The sequence below is a fragment of the Petralouisia muris genome (assembly GCF_004793545.1).
Taxonomy (GTDB): Bacteria; Bacillota; Clostridia; order Lachnospirales; family Lachnospiraceae; genus Petralouisia; species Petralouisia muris.
In genome coordinates this window covers 94,433-114,358 of sequence record NZ_SRYA01000009.1, presented here as the reverse complement: position 1 = coordinate 114,358, position 19,926 = coordinate 94,433, and the positions used below count along the sequence as shown (strand labels likewise).

Below are 19,926 nucleotides of genomic sequence, written 5' to 3'. Positions count from 1 at the left end.
CGCATCCTCCAAAAACAACTAAATCTAGTATTTTCAATTTTCATCGACACTATATATGCTTTCCTATTATAGTATCATCGACCTAAAAAATCAAGATGAAAAATACAGTATTTTGTCGCGTATTTGTCAGATATTATTCTCCTCTTTTATCTGTTCTATGACATCTTCTTGTTTTTCTGTATTTGCAATACGCTCTTTTCCCATCTCCATAATTTTCCTGATTCTTTTTGTAACAATTTGTGGTATGATTATTATAAAATTATTACAGATTTTTTAATTTTTTCTCTCATTAATCTTGAAACTCATGGAAAAAGGGATTATTATTATAATCGGAAACAATCTTGAACACAAACAGCAAATATATTTTTAATTTACAGGAGGCATGTTACAAATGAAATCCCAGAAACTTTTCACACTTGCTCTCAGCTGTCTGCTTTTATTGGAAACACCTTTTACTTCAATGGCAGCTCCTTCTGTTTCCACTCCGGAAGCTCCTGGCGCCGCAATCACAGCAAGCGCCAACTCTACTGACAGCGGCACAAATTCCCTGACATTAACATCCAGTGCAAAAGCCGCAAAATCAGCTTCCCTGAAATTAAACAAAACATCAGTTACCGTATATACTGAGAATACATATCGCCTGAAAGTATCCGGCAAATCTTCCGCCAAAATTACCTGGAAGTCCTCAAAATCTAAAATTGCCACCGTGGATAAAAACGGAACGGTCACTGGCATGAAGCCGGGGAAAGCCACCATCACTGCTTCCCTGCCAGGCGCGAAAGCTTCCTGCGAAGTAACTGTCCGAAAAAATCCCCATAAACTGAACCGGGAATCACAGATTCTTATTCTGGGAGACAGCGCTACCTTATATTTAAGCAATGTTTCAAAGGAAGATTCTGTATCTTTCCGATTGGCAGACCCCTCATCAGAAGTGGTAGATATCACCAGTTCCGGAAACAAATGCAAAATTACTGCTGAAAATCCCGGAACGGTCACCCTAGAGGCTGTCTGTACCACCTTGGAAAATAACCAGAAAATAACCAGCAAGGGCGTCTGCACCGTTCAGGTACTGGAAAAGGGCATTGACCAGCAGCAGGTTTCCATGGCTGTGGATACTGCCAAATCCTTTACGCTGGATAATATTGAGAAGCCAGGCTTTACAATTACCAATACTTCCTGGGCTTCCTCCAATTCCCAGATTGCCAGCGTTACTCCAACCAGCGGCATTGTCACCGGCAAGCAGCCTGGATCTGCGCAGATTACGGCAACGGTCAATTATTCAGACGGTACCTCTTCCACATTTCCCACCACGGTGAGAATTTCCGACCCTGAGATAACCTCTTCCAGTACGGTACTGTCCCTGGGAAAAACGCGGAAAATCAAGCTTACCGGCACCAATGCATTCAGCACCGTCAAATGGAAAGTAAAAAAATCTTCTCTGGCCACCATTAAAGAGGACGGCACTGTAACCGCAGGAAACACCGCAGGGAAAACAACCATTATTGCCCAGGTGGATGGAAAGACCATTAAGCATCAATTAATTGTAACAAATCCTCAGCTGACCTCCACTTCCAAGCTTTTGGCAGTTGGAAAGAAAATAAAGGTTCCGCTGACAGGAATTTCCTCCAAAAGTAAGATTACATACAAATCCAAGAAAACTTCTGTGGCAAAGGTGGACAAGTCCGGCAGGATTACCGGCCGTTCTGCCGGAAGTACCGATATCATTATTAATGCTGACGGCGTATCCTTCAAATTCCATGTGGATGTTGCCTCCAAGCGTGCGCTGCAGGCATGTAAAACCGGCTATAAAATTATGTACAGTTCTTCCTACAGCCAGGGTCGGCGCATGTCCTCCGGCTATTATGACTGCAGCTCCTTAGTATTTAGGGCTTACGGATGTGATTCCAAATTATTGGGCGGCACTTCCTCCTGGGCGCCAACGGCCGCTTCCATGGCAGCGCATCTGGAAAGAAGCGGCAAGGTCATTGCTTATAAGGGAATTGACTCTTCTAAGCTTTTGCCAGGCGATTTAATTTTCTACCGAATGCGCCGGGGAAGCAACGGCAGATACCGGAATATTTACCATGTTTCCATGTATTATGGAGACGGATACCGTCTGGAGAAACCCCTGCGGGCTTATTACAAGGAGAGCAACATCACTATGATTGCAAGGCCCCTGAAAAAATAAAAGCAGGCGGGATATCATGTGCGAATCTGCAAATGATATCCCGCCTGTTTTAACTCCAATACTTATTCCAAAACTAATTTTACGCAGCCATACATTCCTGCATCATTTCCCAGAGACGCCAATGCAAATCTCGTATGTACGCAGGAAGGAAAAGCCGCTTCCCTGTAATACTGATTCACTGCCTGAATCAAAACCTCTCCAGCCTTAGAAACGCCGCCGCCAATGACAAATACTTCCGGATCAGCCACACACGCAATGTTGCTTAACCCTTTTCCCAGAATACGAGCAAACTTCTCCACAATCTGCCCTGCCAGCTTATCCTGTTCTTTATAGGCGTCAAACACTGTTTTGGCGGAAATTCCCGCTGCCTTGTCCAAAACAGAGACTTCATGATCCTGTGCCAGCGCTTCCTGCGCCAGTCTGGCAATTCCCGTGGCTGAACAATACTGCTCCAGGCAGCCTTTCCTGCCGCAATTGCAGGGTACACTCTCATGAGGATTAACTGTGATATGGCCAATCTCCCCGCCTGCACCGTGGGCGCCGGACACAATCTTTCCATCCACAATAATGCCGCCGCCAACGCCTGTCCCAAGAGTCACCATAACAATGCTCTTGCAGCCTTTACCTCCGCCCTGCCACATTTCACCAAGGGCCGCTACATTGGCGTCATTTTCAGCCTTCACCTGAATTCCATCCATCAAATCTCCCATTTCTTTGGGGATATTCTTTTCTTTCCATCCAAGATTCACGCATAAGAGTACGCTTCCGTCCGGCTGCACCGGCCCCGGAAGGCCGATGCCAATTCCTTCCACTTCATCTTTCCCGATATTTCGCTCCGCCATCTTGCCCCGAAGAGAAGCTGCAATGTCCGACAGGATATTCTTTCCTTCTTCGCTGGTGTCTGTGGGGATTTCCCATTTTTCCGCAAGATCTCCTGTAGTTTCAAACAGGCCGATTTTGCAGGTCGTGCCGCCGATATCTACGCCGAAACCATATTTTTTCATGTTGAACCTCCATTGATTTTATATTATAGTTATACTATATCGATCACGCAAATGCAATAATAATTAACGGAGAAAATATTCTATGACCCACATTTTATTAGTAGAAGACGACAAAAGCATCGTCACCAACTTAACTGAATTTCTGCAAAAGGAAGGCTTCGCCATCACATCAGTGGACGGACAGACGAAAGCCTTAGCACTCTTAGAGGAATCCGCCCCAACCTTCGATCTGATGCTGCTGGATGTTTCCCTTGCAGAAGGAAACGGCTTCGCAACCTGCCGGGCAGTGAAATCCACCACTAACCTTCCTGTGATTTTCCTGACCGCCTCAGGAGATGAATACAGTGTAGTCACAGGCTTAGATTTGGGAGCCGACGATTATATCGCCAAGCCCTTTCGGCCGAGAGAGCTGATTTCCCGCATTCACAATATTATGCGCCGCTACGGCAAGGCAAATACTGTGCTGGAATACCAAAACCTGACCGTAGACGTAAACCGGGGAACCGTATCAAAAGACGGCCGGGAGATTCTGCTCTCCGCTCTGGAATACCGGCTTTTACTGTACTTTATGAACAATAAGGATATCGTCCTTTCCCGTTCTCAGCTCTTAGACGCTCTCTGGGATATGGCTGGAGAATTTGTCAACGATAACACCCTGACCGTATATATCAAACGTCTGCGGGAAAAAATTGAAAAAGACCCGCAGAATCCTGAATTGATCAAAACAATCCGGGGAATGGGATACAAGATGGGGGACTGATATTGTATCCAAAATAAAATGAAAGGAATCCGTGACTTTTATGAAATTTTTCCGTAATCCAGAAATCAGGTTAAGCTTGCCCTGGTATCTTGTTCTGTTATGCTCTGCCCTATGCCTGGGATTCTTATTCCCTTCCCACACCATAAGCCTGCTGATGCTTTTTTCCATTTTGTACATATTTTCCCACTACTGGCTCACCTGGCGCAGATACCGAAGGCTGGAGCAGCTTGCCCGTGAAATTGACAATATGCTCCACAATCAAAGCCCCATCCAATTTGAAAAATACAAAGAAGGAGAGTTGTCCATTCTGGAAAATGAACTGTCTAAAATGACCCTTCGGCTCAGTGAACAAACTGCGGCTCTTGCGGAAGACAAAAAATTTCTTGCAGATTCCATGGCTGACATTTCTCATCAGATCCGCTCTCCCCTGACTGCCTCCAATCTGATTCTTTCCCTTCTGCGGGAACCGGATCTGCCCCTTTCCAAACGGAAAAAGCTGCTGCAGGAATTAATGCAGCTTTTCTCCCGCATTGACTGGCTGGTGGAATCTCTGCTAAAAATGTCTAAAATGGACGCCGGAACTGTCCGTTTCCAGGAAACGCCCGTAAATGCAGGAGATCTGATCCGACAGGCTGCAGAACCTCTGATGATTCCTATGGAGCTGCGAGAGCAGGCCTTTTCTCTTCATGGAGATCCGAAAGCTGCCTTCACCGGAGATCCTGCCTGGTCACAGGAAGCAATTTTAAATATCCTGAAAAACTGCATGGAGCATACTCCCTTAGGCGGCTGTATTCAGGCGTCCTTTTCTCAAAACGCCATATACACGGAAATCATCATTGAAGATAATGGTCCCGGGTTTGACAGCGAGGATCTGCCCCATTTATTTGAACGGTTCTATAAGGGAAAAAACGCCTCCCAGCAAAGCGTAGGCATCGGCCTGGCTCTGGCCCGGATGGTTGTCTCCCGGCAGAACGGGACTTTGAAGGCGGAAAACCGGCCGGAAGGAGGAGCCAGGTTTACGATTAAATTTTATCCCCAGTCCTGAATCTTCTGTGTATCCAAATAGCGCTCCGGCAATGAATATCCAGAGTTATCGCATTTTGGCGGTTAAAATCGGAGTGCTGTCAGTGATTTTCTTTGGTGACAATTTTGTCACAGAGAAGTCACTGCACTGTCACCCTGCCTGGTTAGAATAAAATAAAATCACCTGCAGAACAAAAAGGAGCGAAATCATATGGAAATTTTAAAAGCAGAACATTTAACAAAAATCTACGGCTCTGGAGAAAACCAGGTCAGGGCATTGGACGACGTTTCTTTCTCCGTGGAAAAAGGAGAATTCCTTGCCATTATCGGCCCCTCCGGTTCTGGAAAATCCACTCTGCTGCATGTGTTGGGCGGCGTGGATGTGCCCACCTCCGGCAAAGTATTTATGGAAGGCACAGACGTTTACGCCCAGAACGAAAGTCAGCTTGCGGTTTTCCGCCGCCGGCAGGTAGGGTTGATTTATCAGTTTTACAACTTAATTCCGGTACTGAATGTAACGGAAAATATGACGCTTCCGGTACTGATGGACAGCCGGGAGGTAAATCAGGAGAGATTAGAGGAGCTTCTGAATATTTTGTCACTGAAAGGCCGGGAAGGACATCTGCCCAACCAGTTATCCGGCGGACAGCAGCAGCGCGTCTCCATTGGCCGCGCCCTGATGAACGCCCCGGCAGTGGTGCTTGCCGACGAACCCACCGGGAATCTGGACTCCAAAAACAGCCAGGAAATTGTAGAACTGTTAAAATACTCCAACGAAGCTTACAAACAAACATTGGTGGTCATTACCCATGACGAAAATATTGCCCTTCAGGCCAACCGGGTCATTGCTTTAGAAGACGGCAAAATTATCAGAGATGAGGTGCTCCGCTCATGAATATTTTCCAGAAACTCACATTGAAAAATTTGAAAGAAAACCGAACCCGGACGCTGGTTACCATTGTAGGGATTATTCTCTCTGCCGCCATGTTCAGCGCCACCACCATCAGCCTTTCTACCCTGCGGCACTGCCTGATACAGTCCACCATCTATGACAATGGAAACTGGTACGGCACATTCCAGAACGTTTCTGCGAAAAATGCTGAAATCATCGCTTCCAACGATAAAATCAGCCAAGCTGTATCCATGGAATTTCTGGGATATTCCATGCTGGAAGGCTGCACCAACAACTCAAAGCCTTATCTGGGAGTCTACGGAATCCAAAAGGATTTCACTGATATGATGCCCATACACATTACCAGCGGGCGAATGCCGGAAAACAGCAGTGAAATCCTGCTTCCCAACCATTTATCCTACAATGGCGGCGTTGAATATGAACTGAATGACACGCTGGAACTAAGGCCGGGAATCCGGCAGGATGACACAGGCCAGATGTTAACCAATGACACGGAATATCTGAACAATCCGGATCTGGACAATTCCAGGCTGTATTCCGAAGATGATCGGAAACGTGCCAATACCAAAGAGGAGCTGATCCCCGGCGAAGCCAGAACTTACAAAGTGACGGGATTCTATGCACGGCCTTCTTTTGAAGACTATTCCACGCCCGCTTATACTGCCCTCACCATTGGGGAAAATGACAGTGAAAACCTTTACCATCTGTATGTCCGCACTGTTTCCGGCAAAGACGCTGTTTCTACCCTCATGGCCATCCACGAAGGACTGACGGATTCTGATTATTGCAGTTCCTCCTTCAATTATGACCTGCTGCGGCTCTACGGCTATTCCGGAGAAAGCAGATACAACAGCGTGTTATTCGGCCTTGGGGCAATCTTAATTGCCATTATCATGTTCGGTTCCATTTCACTGATTTACAATGCATTTTCCATTTCCGTCAGTGAACGCACCAGACAATTCGGGCTGTTATCCTCCATTGGAGCAACCAGAAGACAGCTGACCGGAAGCGTATTGTTTGAAGCATTATTTTTAGGATGTATCGGCATTCCTCTGGGAATTCTGTCCGGACTTTTGGGCATTGGCGTCACTTTCTTTTTTACAGGGGATATGATTGGCCGGGTTCTTGGCATTCCAGGCACCCCTGGGATTTCCGGAATGGATTCGGTGATTCAGGCTCTTGGCCCTGCCAAGCAGGTTTCTTTGAGTCTGCACCCTTCCCTTGCCGCCCTGGCCGCCGCTATTCTCATTTCCATGCTGACCATACTGATTTCCGCCTACCTTCCCGTCCGGCGGGCAGTGAAAAAATCAGCCATTGACGCTATCCGCCAGACTGAGGATATCGCCATCCGTCCGGGAAAGGTGAAAACTTCAAGGCTTACAGAGAAATTTTTCGGTTTTGAGGGCATGCTTGCAACGAAAAATTACAAGCGCAACCGGAAAAAGTACCGCGCTACTGTGATTTCGTTATTTTTAAGCATTGTGCTGTTTATTTCCGCCAGCAGCTGGTGCAGCTACCTAACGAAATCTATAAATACCGTAATATCCAATGCAGACTATGACATTTTTTATACCTACCATGAGGATGAGGAAGGTTATCCCCTTGACGAGATTTTTTCTGAATTATCAAATATGAAAAATGTAACAGAAAGCGTTTATTCCTCACAGCTCTATTATTTGACAGGTTCTCTCAATACATCTTCTTTAAGCCAGGACTACCGCAATTGCCAAAAAGAGTTGGCCGAAGCACAGGGGAATGAATACAAAGAATACGCCTCTTCCCTTGCAGATTTTCAATTGAATTTCCTGGAAGACGAGGCCTTCCTCCGATACCTGGAAGAACAGAACCTTCCGAAATCCATCTATTATGATCGGGAGCATCCCACAGCTATCCTGATAGACGCTCTGCGGGTGTATGGATACGATGGACGCTATCTCAGCCACAACATGTTTTCAGATATAGCCGGAGCAAATCTGCAGCTTCACGTAATCCTTATGGCCGAAGATTTTTCCCGCAATCTTGAAATAGATAAAGAAACTGGTGAAATCCAGTGCGTGAACTGGGATTATAACAATGATACGGAGTACAAAGAACCGTTGGAAGAAGGCTGCCGCACCATCCCGATTACCATTGGAACAACCCTGCCCAACACTCCTGCGTTATTTGCCGATGAGCAGGAAATTCCACAGCTGTTTTTCCCTTACAGCTTTATGGATGAAGTGTTTTCTTCCCTGGAACCAGACGAGGACTACCAGAATATTTCCGGCGTCCCCCTCAGTGAAAAAGCCACCAAACATATGTATTTCCAATGCGAAAACCATGCGGAAACCTACGAAGCCATGCGCAGGCTGCTGGCCGACAAGGACCTTTCGCCTGACAATATTTTTGACTACGCAGCCAGCGTGGATAATGACCGGGCCATGGTGACGGTAATTAACGTGTTTGCTTTTGGATTTATTACGCTGATTTCACTGATTGCGGCGGCAAATATATTCAACACAATTTCCACCAATATCAACCTGAGACGAAGAGAATTTGCCATGCTGAAATCTGTGGGACTGACGCCGGAGAGCTTTCGGAAAATGATGAATTTCGAATGCCTGCTCTATGGGTTTAAAGGGCTGCTGTACGGACTGCCAGTATCCTTCCTTGTGACCCTGCAGATTTACCGCACCATTTCCAATGGACTGGACTCCAGTTTCTATATTCCCTGGTACAGCGTAGCGCTGGCAGTGTTCAGCGTGTTTCTTGTGGTATTTGTGACAATGCTGTATTCTATGAGTAAGATTAAGAAAGAGAATACCATTGATGCTCTAAAGAACGAGAATTTGTAGAAGAAAGGCCGATTCTGAAGCATGCACAGATACCGGAATGCCGTGATGCAGGCCGGTGAGGGCAGCCAGTGGTAAAGCCAGAAAAAGGAGCTGCCAGAAACTGAAATTAATACACAATATATGCTGTAAAGCCAAAAGAATCACAGCATATATTGTGAAAATCAGTTATTTTCCGACAGCTCCTGTTTGGCTGTTTAGATGTACATCATCCTAAAACGCCGCTGCGGATAACGCCACTTTGAACTTATATTTCTTCCGCAGCAGATTCATCTTCGGATTTCGATTTTACTGTCTCCCACAAAAGCTCCATCAGCTCGGATATATCAATGGGTTTTGCAATATGACCGTTCATCCCGGCTTCCAGCGCCGCTTTTTTATCTTCATCAAAAGCGTTGGCCGTCATGGCAATAATCGGGATACCGGCGATCTCAGGATTCTCCAGCGCCCGAATCTGTTTTGTGGCTTCATAACCGTCCATCACCGGCATCTGGATATCCATCAAAACCAGATCATACTGGCCGGGCTTTGCTTCCCGCATCCGTTTTACCGCAACGGCGCCGTTATCCGCAACATCTACATCAAAGCCGGCCTCCTGCAGAATCACCACGGCAATCTCCTGGTTCAGTTCAATATCCTCCACCAAGAGAATCTTCTTTCCATGGAAGGAAAATGTTTCCTGCAAATCTTCTTCTGATTTTTGGGCTGCAAAAGGCGACTCCAGTATCTCTCTGAGCTCTGATAAAAAGATTGGTTTGGAACAAAAAGCTGTGACGCCTGCTTTTCTCGCCTCTTCTTCAATATCTGACCAATCATAGGCAGTCAGAATGATAATGGGCGTCTCTTCCCCAATGAGCCCACGAATCCGCCTCACCACTTCAACTCCATTCATATCCGGCATAAGCCAGTCTATGATATATACCGCATACTCGTCATTTTGTTCTCCGGCAAGTTTTACCCGAAGCACAGCCTCCTTACCGGATGTTGTCCAGTCCGGGCGCATGCCGATGTCAGACAGCATTTTCGTCACACTGGAGCAGGTATTGAAGTCATCGTCCACCACAAGCGCACGGAGCCCCTGCAGCTCAGGAATCGTTTCCTGCCTTACCGGCCCGGAACAGGTCTTAAACTGCAGAGATACGGTAAACGTGGTCCCTTTTCCCACCTTACTGTCCACAGCGATGGTTCCTCCCATCATATCCACAATGTTCCTGGTAATCGCCATGCCAAGCCCGGTTCCCTGGGTTTTGCTGACCGTACTTGTTCTCTCACGCTCAAAGGGTTCAAACACATTCTTTAAAAATTCCGGGCTCATTCCGATTCCTGTATCCTTTACCTGAAATTCATACGCGGCATAGCCTTCCGGCGCAGTTTTTTTCTGCAGAATCCGAACGCTTACCATACCGCCCGGCTTTGTAAATTTCATGGCATTACTCAGCAGATTCAGCAAAACCTGATTCAGCTTAAGTTTGTCGCACAATACATGTTCATTTACCACATCCACTGTATCAATATAGAAATCCAACTGCTTTGACATGATATCTGCCTGTACAATGGTCTTTAAGTCATGCAGAATTTCCGGAAGAGAACTCTCCATTTCCTCGATTTTCACCTTTCCGCTTTCAATGCGGCTCATATCCAGCACATCATTAATCAGGCTCAGCAGATGATTGCTGGAAGTGGCAATCTTTGCCAGATAATCCCGCACCTGTTCTGTATTATCAATATGTGCGGCAGCCAGGGATGTAAAGCCTATGATGGCATTCATAGGAGTCCGGATATCATGGGACATATTGTTGAGAAACGTTGTTTTCGCCCGGTTGGCGTGCTGAGCCGCAGCCAAGGCATTCTGAAGATCCTCTCTCTGGGCTTCCAACTGGGCTTCCATCTTCTTCTCATCATCAATATCTACAAAAAAACCTACAAAGGTGACCGGCGAACCATCCTCCCTCCTGGACAGCCGGCCGGCTGCATGGAACCATCTCCACCCTGCATTTCTGGTAAGAAGACGGTATTTCACATCATAGGTCTTCTGACCAGTATAATCTCTTACCGTGTCCCAGTACTCCTTCATCACATACTCTTTATCCTCTTCATGCAGCAAATTCGACCAGGAATCCAGCCTGTTTGGAAAATCTGCTTCGCCCTGGTATCCCAGCATATTTCGGAACACATCGGTCCAGATACAGGAGATGATTTCCCCATCCTGGTTAAACTCCATACTCCAGGGGCCGGAGCCCAGAGCCGCCTGGATATTCTCCATTGCGGCCTTCTCCCGCTCAATCTGGGAAATCGCCTCCCTGAGCTGCTCCTTATCCGCCTGTTCCTGTTCCAGAAGAATCTTTGTATTTTTTCTGAACTGATGAATCACTATCAAAAATACCAGAAGCATCCCCAGCGCTACAATGGCAGTCTGAACCAGGGACCAGTGGAAAGCCTTCGGAGATTCCATCCCTATCCTTTCCAGTATGTAAGCAGCCTGACCTGCGCCTGTTTTCGCACCTTCTGCCTCACATATTATCACAATAAGGAGAATTGCCGCCAGCACAATTCCGCCTCCTATGATAAAAACAGCATTCCTCTTCTTCTGATTTTTTGATTGCATCGTCTTCCTCCTTTTTCTATGTGTCCAAACGCCAGGGCACTGTTGCTATTTTACCACATCCGTATACCATTTTCTATTCTCAATTCAAAAGGAGAGACTCAGTAAAAGGGGCTGTAACTTCCCGACAGCCCCTTTCTGCTATTTTGGCCTAAGCCATCTGTTGTCATCTATACATTGCGCTATGATTCCTTCTGTCTTTCCTCTCCTGTTTTCTCCGAAGGTGTTTCTTCGTTCCCCACAGGCAGTAGGCTGCATACATGCCTCCTATAAAAATCAGAGCCATAACAATCACCAATGGAGGTATCAGCTTCTGCCATCCGGCTTTCACATTCATTACTTTGGTATCCCTGTCCACACCATTCATGGCATTGCTGTTTGCCGCCACATACAAGAACCTGTGTGCTGCCTGACGTACATTCTGCATCACCTCAGCAGTCAATTCTTCCTCCTTCAAGGCCCACATATTATTTGCCGTATTCAGCCACATATCATTGCCTGCCGCTAATCCTGCACGGATATCGCAATAATCAAAATTCGGGAATGAAGTCTGGTCTGTAATGACAAATCCTTGAAAATCCCACTCATTCCGGACAATATTCGTCATCACTCCCTCATGGGCTCCCATCCAGCGGGCTCCCACCCGGTTCATGCTGCTCATAATGCCGTTTGCGTTTCCTTCTGTAATGGCAAGTTCAAATGGCTTCAAATAAATCTCTCTGGCTGCCTGCTCGTTAGAAAAAATCGCTCCGCCGATACGGTTGGTTTCCTGATCGTTTAAGGCAAAATGCTTGATGGTGACAATTCCGCCCATGGACTGGAAGCCTGCCACTTCTGCAGCTCCCATTTTTCCTGACAGAAAACCATCCTCGGAATAATATTCAAAATTCCGGCCGCTGCGAGCCGTCCTGTGGATGTTCATTGCAGGCGCATACCACACACTGACGCCGGATGACAAACTGTCTTCTCCCACAAGCCTGCCAAACGCTTCCACCAGCTCTGCATTCCAGGTGGAGGCCACAACAACCTCCGGCGGATAGGCCATACAGCTCAAATTGCCTCCTGCAAGGGTACTGGAAATTCCGGCAGGCCCATCCTTGTGTATCGTGCCAGGCAGGCCGATACTGCTGACTGCATATGTACCGTAACCGCCATGACGAACCAAATCATAAAGTTCCTTCTTGCTTATCTGATTTAATAAGTCGTCCCAACGCTTATCCTCAAAGTCTGCTCCTATCATATCAGCCAGCTTCAGTTCTCCAGTTTCATTTGTAACAGCTTCAAATTCCGGCATCTGCGCATTGCCATCCTCTTTGACTTCAGGAAGCTCCAAAGCCTTCAGCAATTCCTCTGACGCTTCCAGCTTTCCGCCCCCGTAAACCTCCGGCCATGTGCCGCTCCAGTCGCTTCGGCTTAAATAGGCAAAGTCCTCATCGTAGTTACAAATATCCACATCCTCCATCTGGTTCTGGATTTTCTCACCTGTTTCAGCCGATAGGGCATAGGTATCCGAATCTGTTTTTTTCTGGGTATAGGCATAAGCCATGGCCTTATCCCCTTCCTCTGTCATTCCCTCTGCTTCTGTTTTTCCTTTTGCAGAAAGAATATGGTTCAAGGCATCATGGGCATTTTTTCCTGCTGCCAGAAAATATTCCCCTTTTTCCAGAATATAAGTTCCATACCCTTTCCGGTCATATACCTTCAGCGCTTCCTTTGGCACATTTATGGCGACCGTTTCTTTTTCTCCCGGCTCCAACAGTCCTGTTTTAGCAAATCCAGCCAATTCCACCGACGCTTTTTCTATCTCGTTTTCCCTGTCATATTTTGTATAAGGTGACTGCAGATACACCTGTACTGTTTCCTTGCCTGCTGCATCCCCTGTATTTTCCACTGTCACAGATACGGTAAAATCGTCTGCATTTTCCGTTACTTTATAGTCCGACCAGGCAAATTCCGTATAGGACAGGCCATATCCAAAGGGGAACTGTACCTGTGACTGGTAATCATAATTGGCTGCATCTTCATTTCCCAATACCACGTCCTCATATCTGGTTTCATAATACCGGTATCCAACATAGATTCCTTCCGCATAAACCATATATTTGTTTCCCGCCTTTACCTGGCTGTTGACAATGGTATAATCCCCGAAGTTGACAGCCGCCGGTGCAAGGCCCGGTTCATAAGCGTAGGTATCCACCAAACGTCCGGAGGGATTCACGGTGCCATTCAACGCTTCCCCAATGGCATATACGCCCCTCTGCCCCAATGCTCCCACCCATAGGCAGGCGTCTATCTCATATTCCTCCAAAGCAGACAGATTCATTGGATTTGTGATATTCAACACCAGAACCACTTTGTCAAAATTTTCTCTGGAAAGACGGATTAAATCCAGTTCTTCTTTTGTAAACTCCAAATATTCTGCCGGAAGATCCATACTTTCACTTCCGCCCCGGCCAATTACTACAATTGCCGCATCATTATATTCCTCCAGGCTCTTTAGAACCTCATCTGTATACTCTGATTGGGGCACTTCATGGGCTGCCAGATTTCCCTGCCCTGTAACGCTTGGAACTTCCTTCCGGTAAGCAGAGCCTGCGCCGGTATCATAAAAATCCCACAAGGTCTGATTGACTTCAAATCCTGCGCTTTCCATAGCTTCCTTCATCGTTCCGGCTTTGGAAGTGTCTACGGAACCTGCGCCTGCCCCTCCGTAAACTAAATCCACAGAATTCTGTCCCATCAGACTTATTTTCGCTTCCTGTTTTAATGGCAGCGTCTGGTTTTCATTTATCAGAAGCACCATGCCTTCCCGCTCCAACTCCTGGCACATTTCTTCTGCATGCTTTGCCATATCCTCCTCTGTGGAATATGCACTTTCATAATACGTGGGATTGCTGCCGCCTTCTGTTTTTACAGCAGACTGCCCCAACGCCATACTGATCATGGAGGCGTAATTGTTGGAAAGCGGAATTGCCACGGCTGTTGCCCCAGCCAGCAAAATAACTACCAATGCTATCAATACAGCGCATACTCTTTTTATGATCTTTTTCATACTGTCCTTTTCTCCTTCCTTGCGGCTCTTTTTACCGCACCTCTTATTTCTCATTCAGAAATCGCCGCAAACTGCAGCAAATTTTTTCTATCACATGCAAAACAGTTTAAATTTTCACTCCCTGCGCCTCTTTTCCTGGCTCTCCTTCCGGGAAAATAATCTTAAACACAAAGAAAAAAATCACCATGGAAACTCCTCCCGTAATAAATGCTACCAGCAGATTGTAAACAGCTGGAGGCACATAGGCCGCGGCCACAGGCATCCACAGATTATTAAATCCATTGCAGACCAGGGAAATCAAAATCCAAGCAATAAGATACCACATAGCCTGATAGGCCGGGTTCCCCTTGCTTTTAAAAGTAATGTTTCTCTGCAGCGGAAAATTGATGCACTGAGCAAGAAAAGAGCCCAATTCATAGCTGATGAAGTACCCCAATCCGCCGCCGATTAAGACTGTTCCGGTTTCATCCCGCAGCACCTGATATCCCAAAAGGCTCCAGGTAACATCCACTCCGAAAAGCTGCATCTTCTTTTGGGGCCACATAAATTCTGTTCCGGCAAGCTCTTGTCCCAGAACTCCCGGTAAAAAGGTAAATACCAGATATTGAAATATGGTAACTCCCATGCTGAACACAAAAAAATAAAAAATCTGATAGACCCATTTTGCAAACGTGGGATGCTGTTCTTCCCAGTCTCCCCAGATTTCCAGCCATTTATCTTTCAGGCTCCCCAATCTCTGTCACCTCATTTCCTTTCGGGAAAGTTTTGCCTCATACTGTTTATTGGCTCTGGCATTGGCAAAATATCCTTTGAGCATTTGTTTCACGCCCCGGAATAAATGCCCGTTTACCGCTGTAACCATACCCTGCACCATTTCCATACTCACCATGCCGTTTGTCATTTTGGCAATTCCCCTAAAAGGCATGTTGTAAATAAACAGAATATTTAAATCCGGCATTCCTTTTTCTTCGCTTTTTCTCTTCTTCCTGGTTAGCATCTGGTACGCCAGCCTTGCCAGTCTGCTTTTTGCATAATACATCTGACAGACAGCATCGTTGATTCCAAGCTCCCCGCCCCACTTTCTGTCTGGCGCTTTACGGCCCAGAAGTTTTTCAAATTCTTCCTTTTTCACCTGCTGAATCCGGCCGGAAAAGTAGGAAGGAAGTTCTTCTCTCTGGTAAGGAAGCTCTGTATTTGTCTCCGGAAGCTCTATGGACGCTTCCAGACGAATATCTTCTGCGCTGGCTCCCACCATTATGTTCCAGTTCCCGCCTTCCTGCTCCCATCTGCCGGTTTTCACATTCCAGTAACGGAAAGTCTTATCGTCAAAGGGAAGCTTTATCCTGCTGCTCTCCCCTTCCTTCAAAAACACTTTTACAAATCCTTTTAACTCTCTGGCCGGACGAAAAATTCCTTTCTGAACAAAATCTTCCGTTTTCCTGTCTGAGCCGCTGCAAAATTTTTTCTCAGCATCTGCCGGGGATTTTCCTGCATAGAGCTGCGCTATCTCCGCTCCATCCCGTTTTCCAATATTGGTTACTGTAAATTCCACCCCATATTGATCCACTTTCAAATCGGAATAAGCAAAGTCAGTATAAGAAAGCCCATAGCCAAAAGGATACTGCACCTTTATGCCGGCCGTCTGATAATAACGGTATCCCACATATATACCCTCTCTGTATTCCGCCGTTCTCTGGACGCTGGGATAATACCGGAATGCAGGGGTGTCTTCATATTTAATAGGGTAAGTTTCACTTAACTTTCCGGAAGGATTTACCTTGCCAGTCAACAGATTCAAAATGGCCCCCGCACCTGCCTGCCCAGACAGGCCACCGTATAAAATGGCTTTCAGGCAGCGGGCCCAGGGCATTTCTACGGCCGCTCCCGCGCTTATCACCCCGGCAATGTTAGGATTCACCTGGGCAATGGCTTCCAAAAGCTCTATCTGATTCTGGGGAATGCGCATGTGACTCCGATCCATTCCCTCGGATTCGCTGATTTCATTCAGGCCGAAACAGTACACCACCGCATCTGCCATTGCAGCCAAATCCAACGCCTCTTTTTTCAGCATTGCATCTGCATCTCCATTTCTTTGGTATCCCCGGTTTATTCCCACCAGCTGAATCCCATAGGCCCCCAATGGCTGTTTCATTGTTTCGGGCATACTCCCAGGAACTGTTTCGGCTTCTGCCTCAGTCATTGACAATATCTGTTCCATCGTATCCAGATAAATGGGATTTACCATGGATGAGCCTGCCCCCTGATACCTGGGCTCTGATACAAAATCCCCGATAAAAGCCACTTTTAAGCCTGGCTTCAGAGGAAGAAAATGATCTTCATTTTTCAAAAGCACGGCACTCTCTTCTGCCGCACGCCTTGCCAGCTTGTGATGCTTTTCCTTTTCAATATTATGCTGCTTTTCTTTGGCCTGCTTCGTCAGCGTTAAAACTGCATCCAGAAGTTCATCCACACAGGCGTCCACTTCCTCTTCTGTCAGCCGCTTTTCCTTGACTACCCTAAGAATTTCCCTTGCAGAATCCAGTCCCGGAGAAGGCATTTCCAGATTAGAGCCTGCCGCCACCCCTGCCGTATGGCTGTTAGATGCGCCCCAGTCCGTAATGACAATTCCCTCAAATCCCCATTCTTTCCTCAGAATATCCTGCAGTAAATGCTTATTCTCATTTGCATAAATGCCGTTAACTTCATTGTAGCTTGTCATAATGGCCTTTGCCCCGCCTTCTTTCACGGCAATCTCAAAACCGGTCAGATAAATTTCCCGCAGCGTCCGCTCATCCACGACAGCATCCATCGCCATCCTGCGAAGTTCCTGGCTGTTTACCGCAAAATGCTTGGGACAGGCATATACGCCCTGATTCTGAATCCCACGGATATACGACGCCGCCATTTTTCCTGACAGATAGGGATCCTCTGAAAAATATTCAAAATTCCGCCCGCAGAGGGGGCTTCTCTTGATATTCAATCCCGGTCCTAAAAGCACATGCACTCTCTGGGCAGCCGCTTCCTCTCCCAGCGCATTCCCCAGTTCCTCTCCCAGCTTCTCATCCCAGCTGTTGGCAACGGTAGCCGCCGTTGGAAAGCAGGTGGCCGGAAGCGAAGCGTTTAATCCCAGATGATCTCCTGCCCCGGCCTGCTTACGGATGCCGTGAGGTCCGTCAGAGCAAAAAACAGATGGAATGCCAAGCCGTGGAAAATCCCTGGTCTGCCACATATTTTTGCCGCTTAAAAACGCCGCCTTTTCCGCCAATGTCATTCTGTTCAGTAAGTCCTGATGTTTCACATGTCTCCCTCCCTTATATTTTGTATGAATTTATCATAACAGAAGATGGAGAGCTGTGCTGATTTATGCATAAACTGCAATATTTCTGCATGAATTGCAAAAATATTGGCGTTTTTCCCAAATCAGAAATTTTTCATTCAACAATATAAGAAAAGAGCAGAAAACCTATTTTGATTCTGCCCTTTCATTTTTGATTGGAATTAATATGTTCAGATGAAACCAGTTATCCTGATTGACAACATCCACCTCACCGCCATATTTATGCACCGTATACCGCAGGCTTTTCAGTCCATAACCGTGAAAATGCCCGTCTTTTTTCGTTGTCACAGGAAGATCTTCCTTGAAGTCCAGCCTGTCCTCACAGTAATTTTCAAACCGCACAATCAGGAAATTTTTCTGAGAAAAGGCCGTCACATGAATCAGTCGCTTTTCTTGATCGGGAATTTTCTTTTCATATTCTATTGCATTGTCCAACGCATTGCCAAAAATAGAACAGATATCCATCACGTCCATAAAATGAAACAGATTACCGTCCGCTACGCAGGTCATGGTAATGCTATTTTTCATGCAATAGAGCTGCTTGGAGGTCAGAAGAGTGTCTAACACCTGATTTCCCGTCTTATTCTGAGCCTCATAATTTTTGATTTCCTCTTCCATTCTGTCCAGATGTGCATTTCTTTCCTGCGCATTTTCTTCAGCCCGAAGTGCGTGAATATGGTGTTTCAGGTCATGGTATTTATAATTAATCAGATCAATTGCTTCCTGGGACTGCTTATATTGGGTATACTGGCTATGCAGAATGCTTTCCATACTCTCTAATTCATGCCGCGCCCAAAGCTCCATTCTCTGAGCGTGATACGCATAGAGAATCGCCACGCCTCCAAAATCTATCAGCGTTCGGACATTAAATATCTCCGCCATGTACCGGCCGCTGAAAGGCGTACTCCAGGGCATGAATCCCACATTGCTGATACCGAAAATTGCCAGCCCGATCATCACATAAGACAGCAGCTCCCATTTTGTTACCATAAGTTCCTGGCCGGATTTGGCATGGCGCCGAAACAGCAGCCATACTGCCGAATACACTGCCAAATACACTGCGGCCAGCCAGAAAATACGGAACCAGCCGGATTCCCATCCCAGAGAAAACCGGAAAAAACAGTCCACCTGCCATTCCAAAGAGGCTGCAAATTCCGCTACGGCAAACGCCCTGACGCAGTAATATCCCACATCCATTGCATTAGCCTCACAGCACAGATACAGAAAAAGATACATTACGCCCACTGCTGCTCCCATACAGAGAATCCACCAAAAGCCCTGGAGTGATTTCGTCAATACCAGCAGGATTTCCAAACATGCCAGAAACATTGCCGAAATTCCTGCCAGCTTCCATCCTGAAAATCTCCGCTTCATTTCAAAGATACTCAAAAGGCAGGCCAGCCATTCTGCAATAGCTGTAAATCCCCGGGGAATATCCGGCAATACGTCCTGCAAATTTTCCCAATTCATAATACATCTCCCCAGTACCTTGTAAGATCCTGCATAAACCTGCTCATTCTGGGACGGCTGATTTGCAACATCTCACCTTTCACTACTGCGCATTTGTCCTGAATGCCCTCCACATGCTCCAGATTGATCAGATAACATTTGTTTCCTCTGGAAAATCCAGCCGCTGTCAGCTTTTCCTCTGCTGATTTCATTGTGCCTGACGTCATGTGGGTGCCGGATGCAGTATGAAACAATAGATTATGGCCTGCACTTTCCACATAATAAATATCTGAAATACTCACGCACAGAATACCGCCTTTTACGGAAATCGTGAACTTTTTATCCTCTTCTTTCGGAATACGGGAAATGGCGCGGCTCAGCTTCTGGCTGAATGCAAAATAGGACACAGGTTTTAAAATATAATCCAGGGCATCCACTTCATAGCCGCGGATAGCATACTGTGCCATGTTGGTGATAAATATAATGACAACCTGGGAATCCTGCCGGCGGATCTCTTCTGCCGCCGACATGCCGTCCATGAATTTCATCTGAATATCCATCAGGATAATATCAAACTGAGCCTGATACTGTGAAGTGATTCCGTCTCCGTCCCGATAAACCGTAATCTCAAATTGTTCCCCAAACTGATTTTGATATTTCCCGAGATACTCTGTCAGTTTTTCGATATAAAGTTCTTCATCCTCCACAATTGCTATTCTTACCATAGTCCTTCACGCTCCCATATCCTGCCCGAGACTCCGCCAAAC

The 19,926-nt window shown here is 46.5% G+C and carries 12 protein-coding genes; 5 read left to right on the top strand and 7 right to left on the bottom strand.

Translation table 11 applies throughout. The annotated features are described in order from the left end of the window. Positions 1-391: 391 nt before the first annotated feature. Positions 392-2,188 carry an Ig-like domain-containing protein gene (locus tag E5329_RS06150; protein ID WP_168356539.1) on the top strand — a complete coding sequence of 599 codons (1,797 nt, stop codon included), beginning with the start codon at positions 392-394 and terminating at the stop codon, positions 2,186-2,188. A 62-nt stretch (positions 2,189-2,250) separates the two neighbouring features. Here E5329_RS06150 and E5329_RS06145 read toward each other — a convergent pair whose 3' ends face one another. Further along, complete coding sequence (locus E5329_RS06145) at positions 2,251-3,192, bottom strand: ROK family glucokinase (protein ID WP_135988703.1); 942 nt, start codon at positions 3,190-3,192, stop codon at positions 2,251-2,253. Between the two features lie 82 nt (positions 3,193-3,274). Here E5329_RS06145 and E5329_RS06140 point away from each other — a divergent pair, with 82 nt between their 5' ends. The 4 genes from E5329_RS06140 (at position 3,275) to E5329_RS30495 (ending at position 8,722) form a co-directional block, all read left to right on the top strand. Continuing rightward, entirely contained in the window at positions 3,275-3,952 is a 678-nt protein-coding gene (locus E5329_RS06140) for a response regulator transcription factor (protein ID WP_135988702.1), read from the top strand. Between the two features lie 40 nt (positions 3,953-3,992). After that, entirely contained in the window at positions 3,993-4,997 is a 1,005-nt protein-coding gene (locus E5329_RS06135) for a sensor histidine kinase (protein ID WP_275443068.1), read from the top strand. 189 nt (positions 4,998-5,186) lie between these two features. Further along, positions 5,187-5,870 carry an ABC transporter ATP-binding protein gene (locus E5329_RS06130; RefSeq protein ID WP_135988700.1) on the top strand — a complete coding sequence of 228 codons (684 nt, stop codon included), beginning with the start codon at positions 5,187-5,189 and terminating at the stop codon, positions 5,868-5,870. Then, positions 5,867-8,722, top strand: a complete 2,856-nt coding sequence (locus tag E5329_RS30495; protein ID WP_275443067.1) for an ABC transporter permease — start codon at positions 5,867-5,869, stop codon at positions 8,720-8,722. The genes E5329_RS06130 and E5329_RS30495 overlap by 4 nt, the downstream gene beginning before the upstream one ends. Before the next feature lie 244 nt (positions 8,723-8,966). Here the strand turns inward: E5329_RS30495 and E5329_RS06120 are convergent, their stop codons facing one another. The 6 genes from E5329_RS06120 to E5329_RS06095 form a co-directional block, all read right to left on the bottom strand. Then, positions 8,967-11,324: a PAS domain-containing hybrid sensor histidine kinase/response regulator gene (locus E5329_RS06120; protein ID WP_275443066.1), complete on the bottom strand. Its 2,358-nt coding sequence runs from the start codon at positions 11,322-11,324 to the stop codon at positions 8,967-8,969. 163 nt (positions 11,325-11,487) lie between these two features. Then, the gene (locus E5329_RS06115; RefSeq protein ID WP_135988699.1) at positions 11,488-14,373 is read right to left on the bottom strand and encodes a glycoside hydrolase family 3 C-terminal domain-containing protein; all 2,886 of its coding nucleotides are present in this window, start codon (positions 14,371-14,373) and stop codon (positions 11,488-11,490) included. A 106-nt stretch (positions 14,374-14,479) separates the two neighbouring features. Beyond that, on the bottom strand, positions 14,480-15,106 hold the full coding sequence (locus E5329_RS06110) for a hypothetical protein (RefSeq protein WP_330571991.1): 627 nt from the start codon (positions 15,104-15,106) through the stop codon (positions 14,480-14,482). A 6-nt stretch (positions 15,107-15,112) separates the two neighbouring features. Continuing rightward, a complete protein-coding gene (locus tag E5329_RS06105) occupies positions 15,113-17,671 on the bottom strand; it encodes a beta-glucosidase (protein ID WP_135988698.1) in 2,559 nt (852 codons plus the stop codon). A 165-nt stretch (positions 17,672-17,836) separates the two neighbouring features. Further along, entirely contained in the window at positions 17,837-19,180 is a 1,344-nt protein-coding gene (locus E5329_RS06100; protein WP_135988697.1) for an ATP-binding protein, read from the bottom strand. Next, a complete protein-coding gene (locus E5329_RS06095) occupies positions 19,177-19,884 on the bottom strand; it encodes a LytR/AlgR family response regulator transcription factor (RefSeq protein ID WP_135988696.1) in 708 nt (235 codons plus the stop codon). The genes E5329_RS06100 and E5329_RS06095 overlap by 4 nt, the downstream gene beginning before the upstream one ends. Between the last annotated feature and the right edge of the window lie 42 nt (positions 19,885-19,926).

Excerpts from the sequence above, each read along its gene's own strand:
- E5329_RS06140 (WP_135988702.1), top strand. The coding sequence starts at position 3,275 with ATGACCCACATTTTATTAGTAGAAGACGACAAAAGCATCGTCACCAAC.
- E5329_RS06150 (WP_168356539.1), top strand. The coding sequence starts at position 392 with ATGAAATCCCAGAAACTTTTCACACTTGCTCTCAGCTGTCTGCTTTTA.
- E5329_RS06135 (WP_275443068.1), top strand. The coding sequence starts at position 3,993 with ATGAAATTTTTCCGTAATCCAGAAATCAGGTTAAGCTTGCCCTGGTAT.
- E5329_RS06115 (WP_135988699.1), bottom strand. The coding sequence starts at position 14,373 with ATGAAAAAGATCATAAAAAGAGTATGCGCTGTATTGATAGCATTGGTA.
- E5329_RS30495 (WP_275443067.1), top strand. The coding sequence starts at position 5,867 with ATGAATATTTTCCAGAAACTCACATTGAAAAATTTGAAAGAAAACCGA.
- E5329_RS06120 (WP_275443066.1), bottom strand. The coding sequence starts at position 11,324 with ATGCAATCAAAAAATCAGAAGAAGAGGAATGCTGTTTTTATCATAGGA.
- E5329_RS06130 (WP_135988700.1), top strand. The coding sequence starts at position 5,187 with ATGGAAATTTTAAAAGCAGAACATTTAACAAAAATCTACGGCTCTGGA.
- E5329_RS06100 (WP_135988697.1), bottom strand. The coding sequence starts at position 19,180 with ATGAATTGGGAAAATTTGCAGGACGTATTGCCGGATATTCCCCGGGGA.
- E5329_RS06095 (WP_135988696.1), bottom strand. The coding sequence starts at position 19,884 with ATGGTAAGAATAGCAATTGTGGAGGATGAAGAACTTTATATCGAAAAA.
- E5329_RS06145 (WP_135988703.1), bottom strand. The coding sequence starts at position 3,192 with ATGAAAAAATATGGTTTCGGCGTAGATATCGGCGGCACGACCTGCAAA.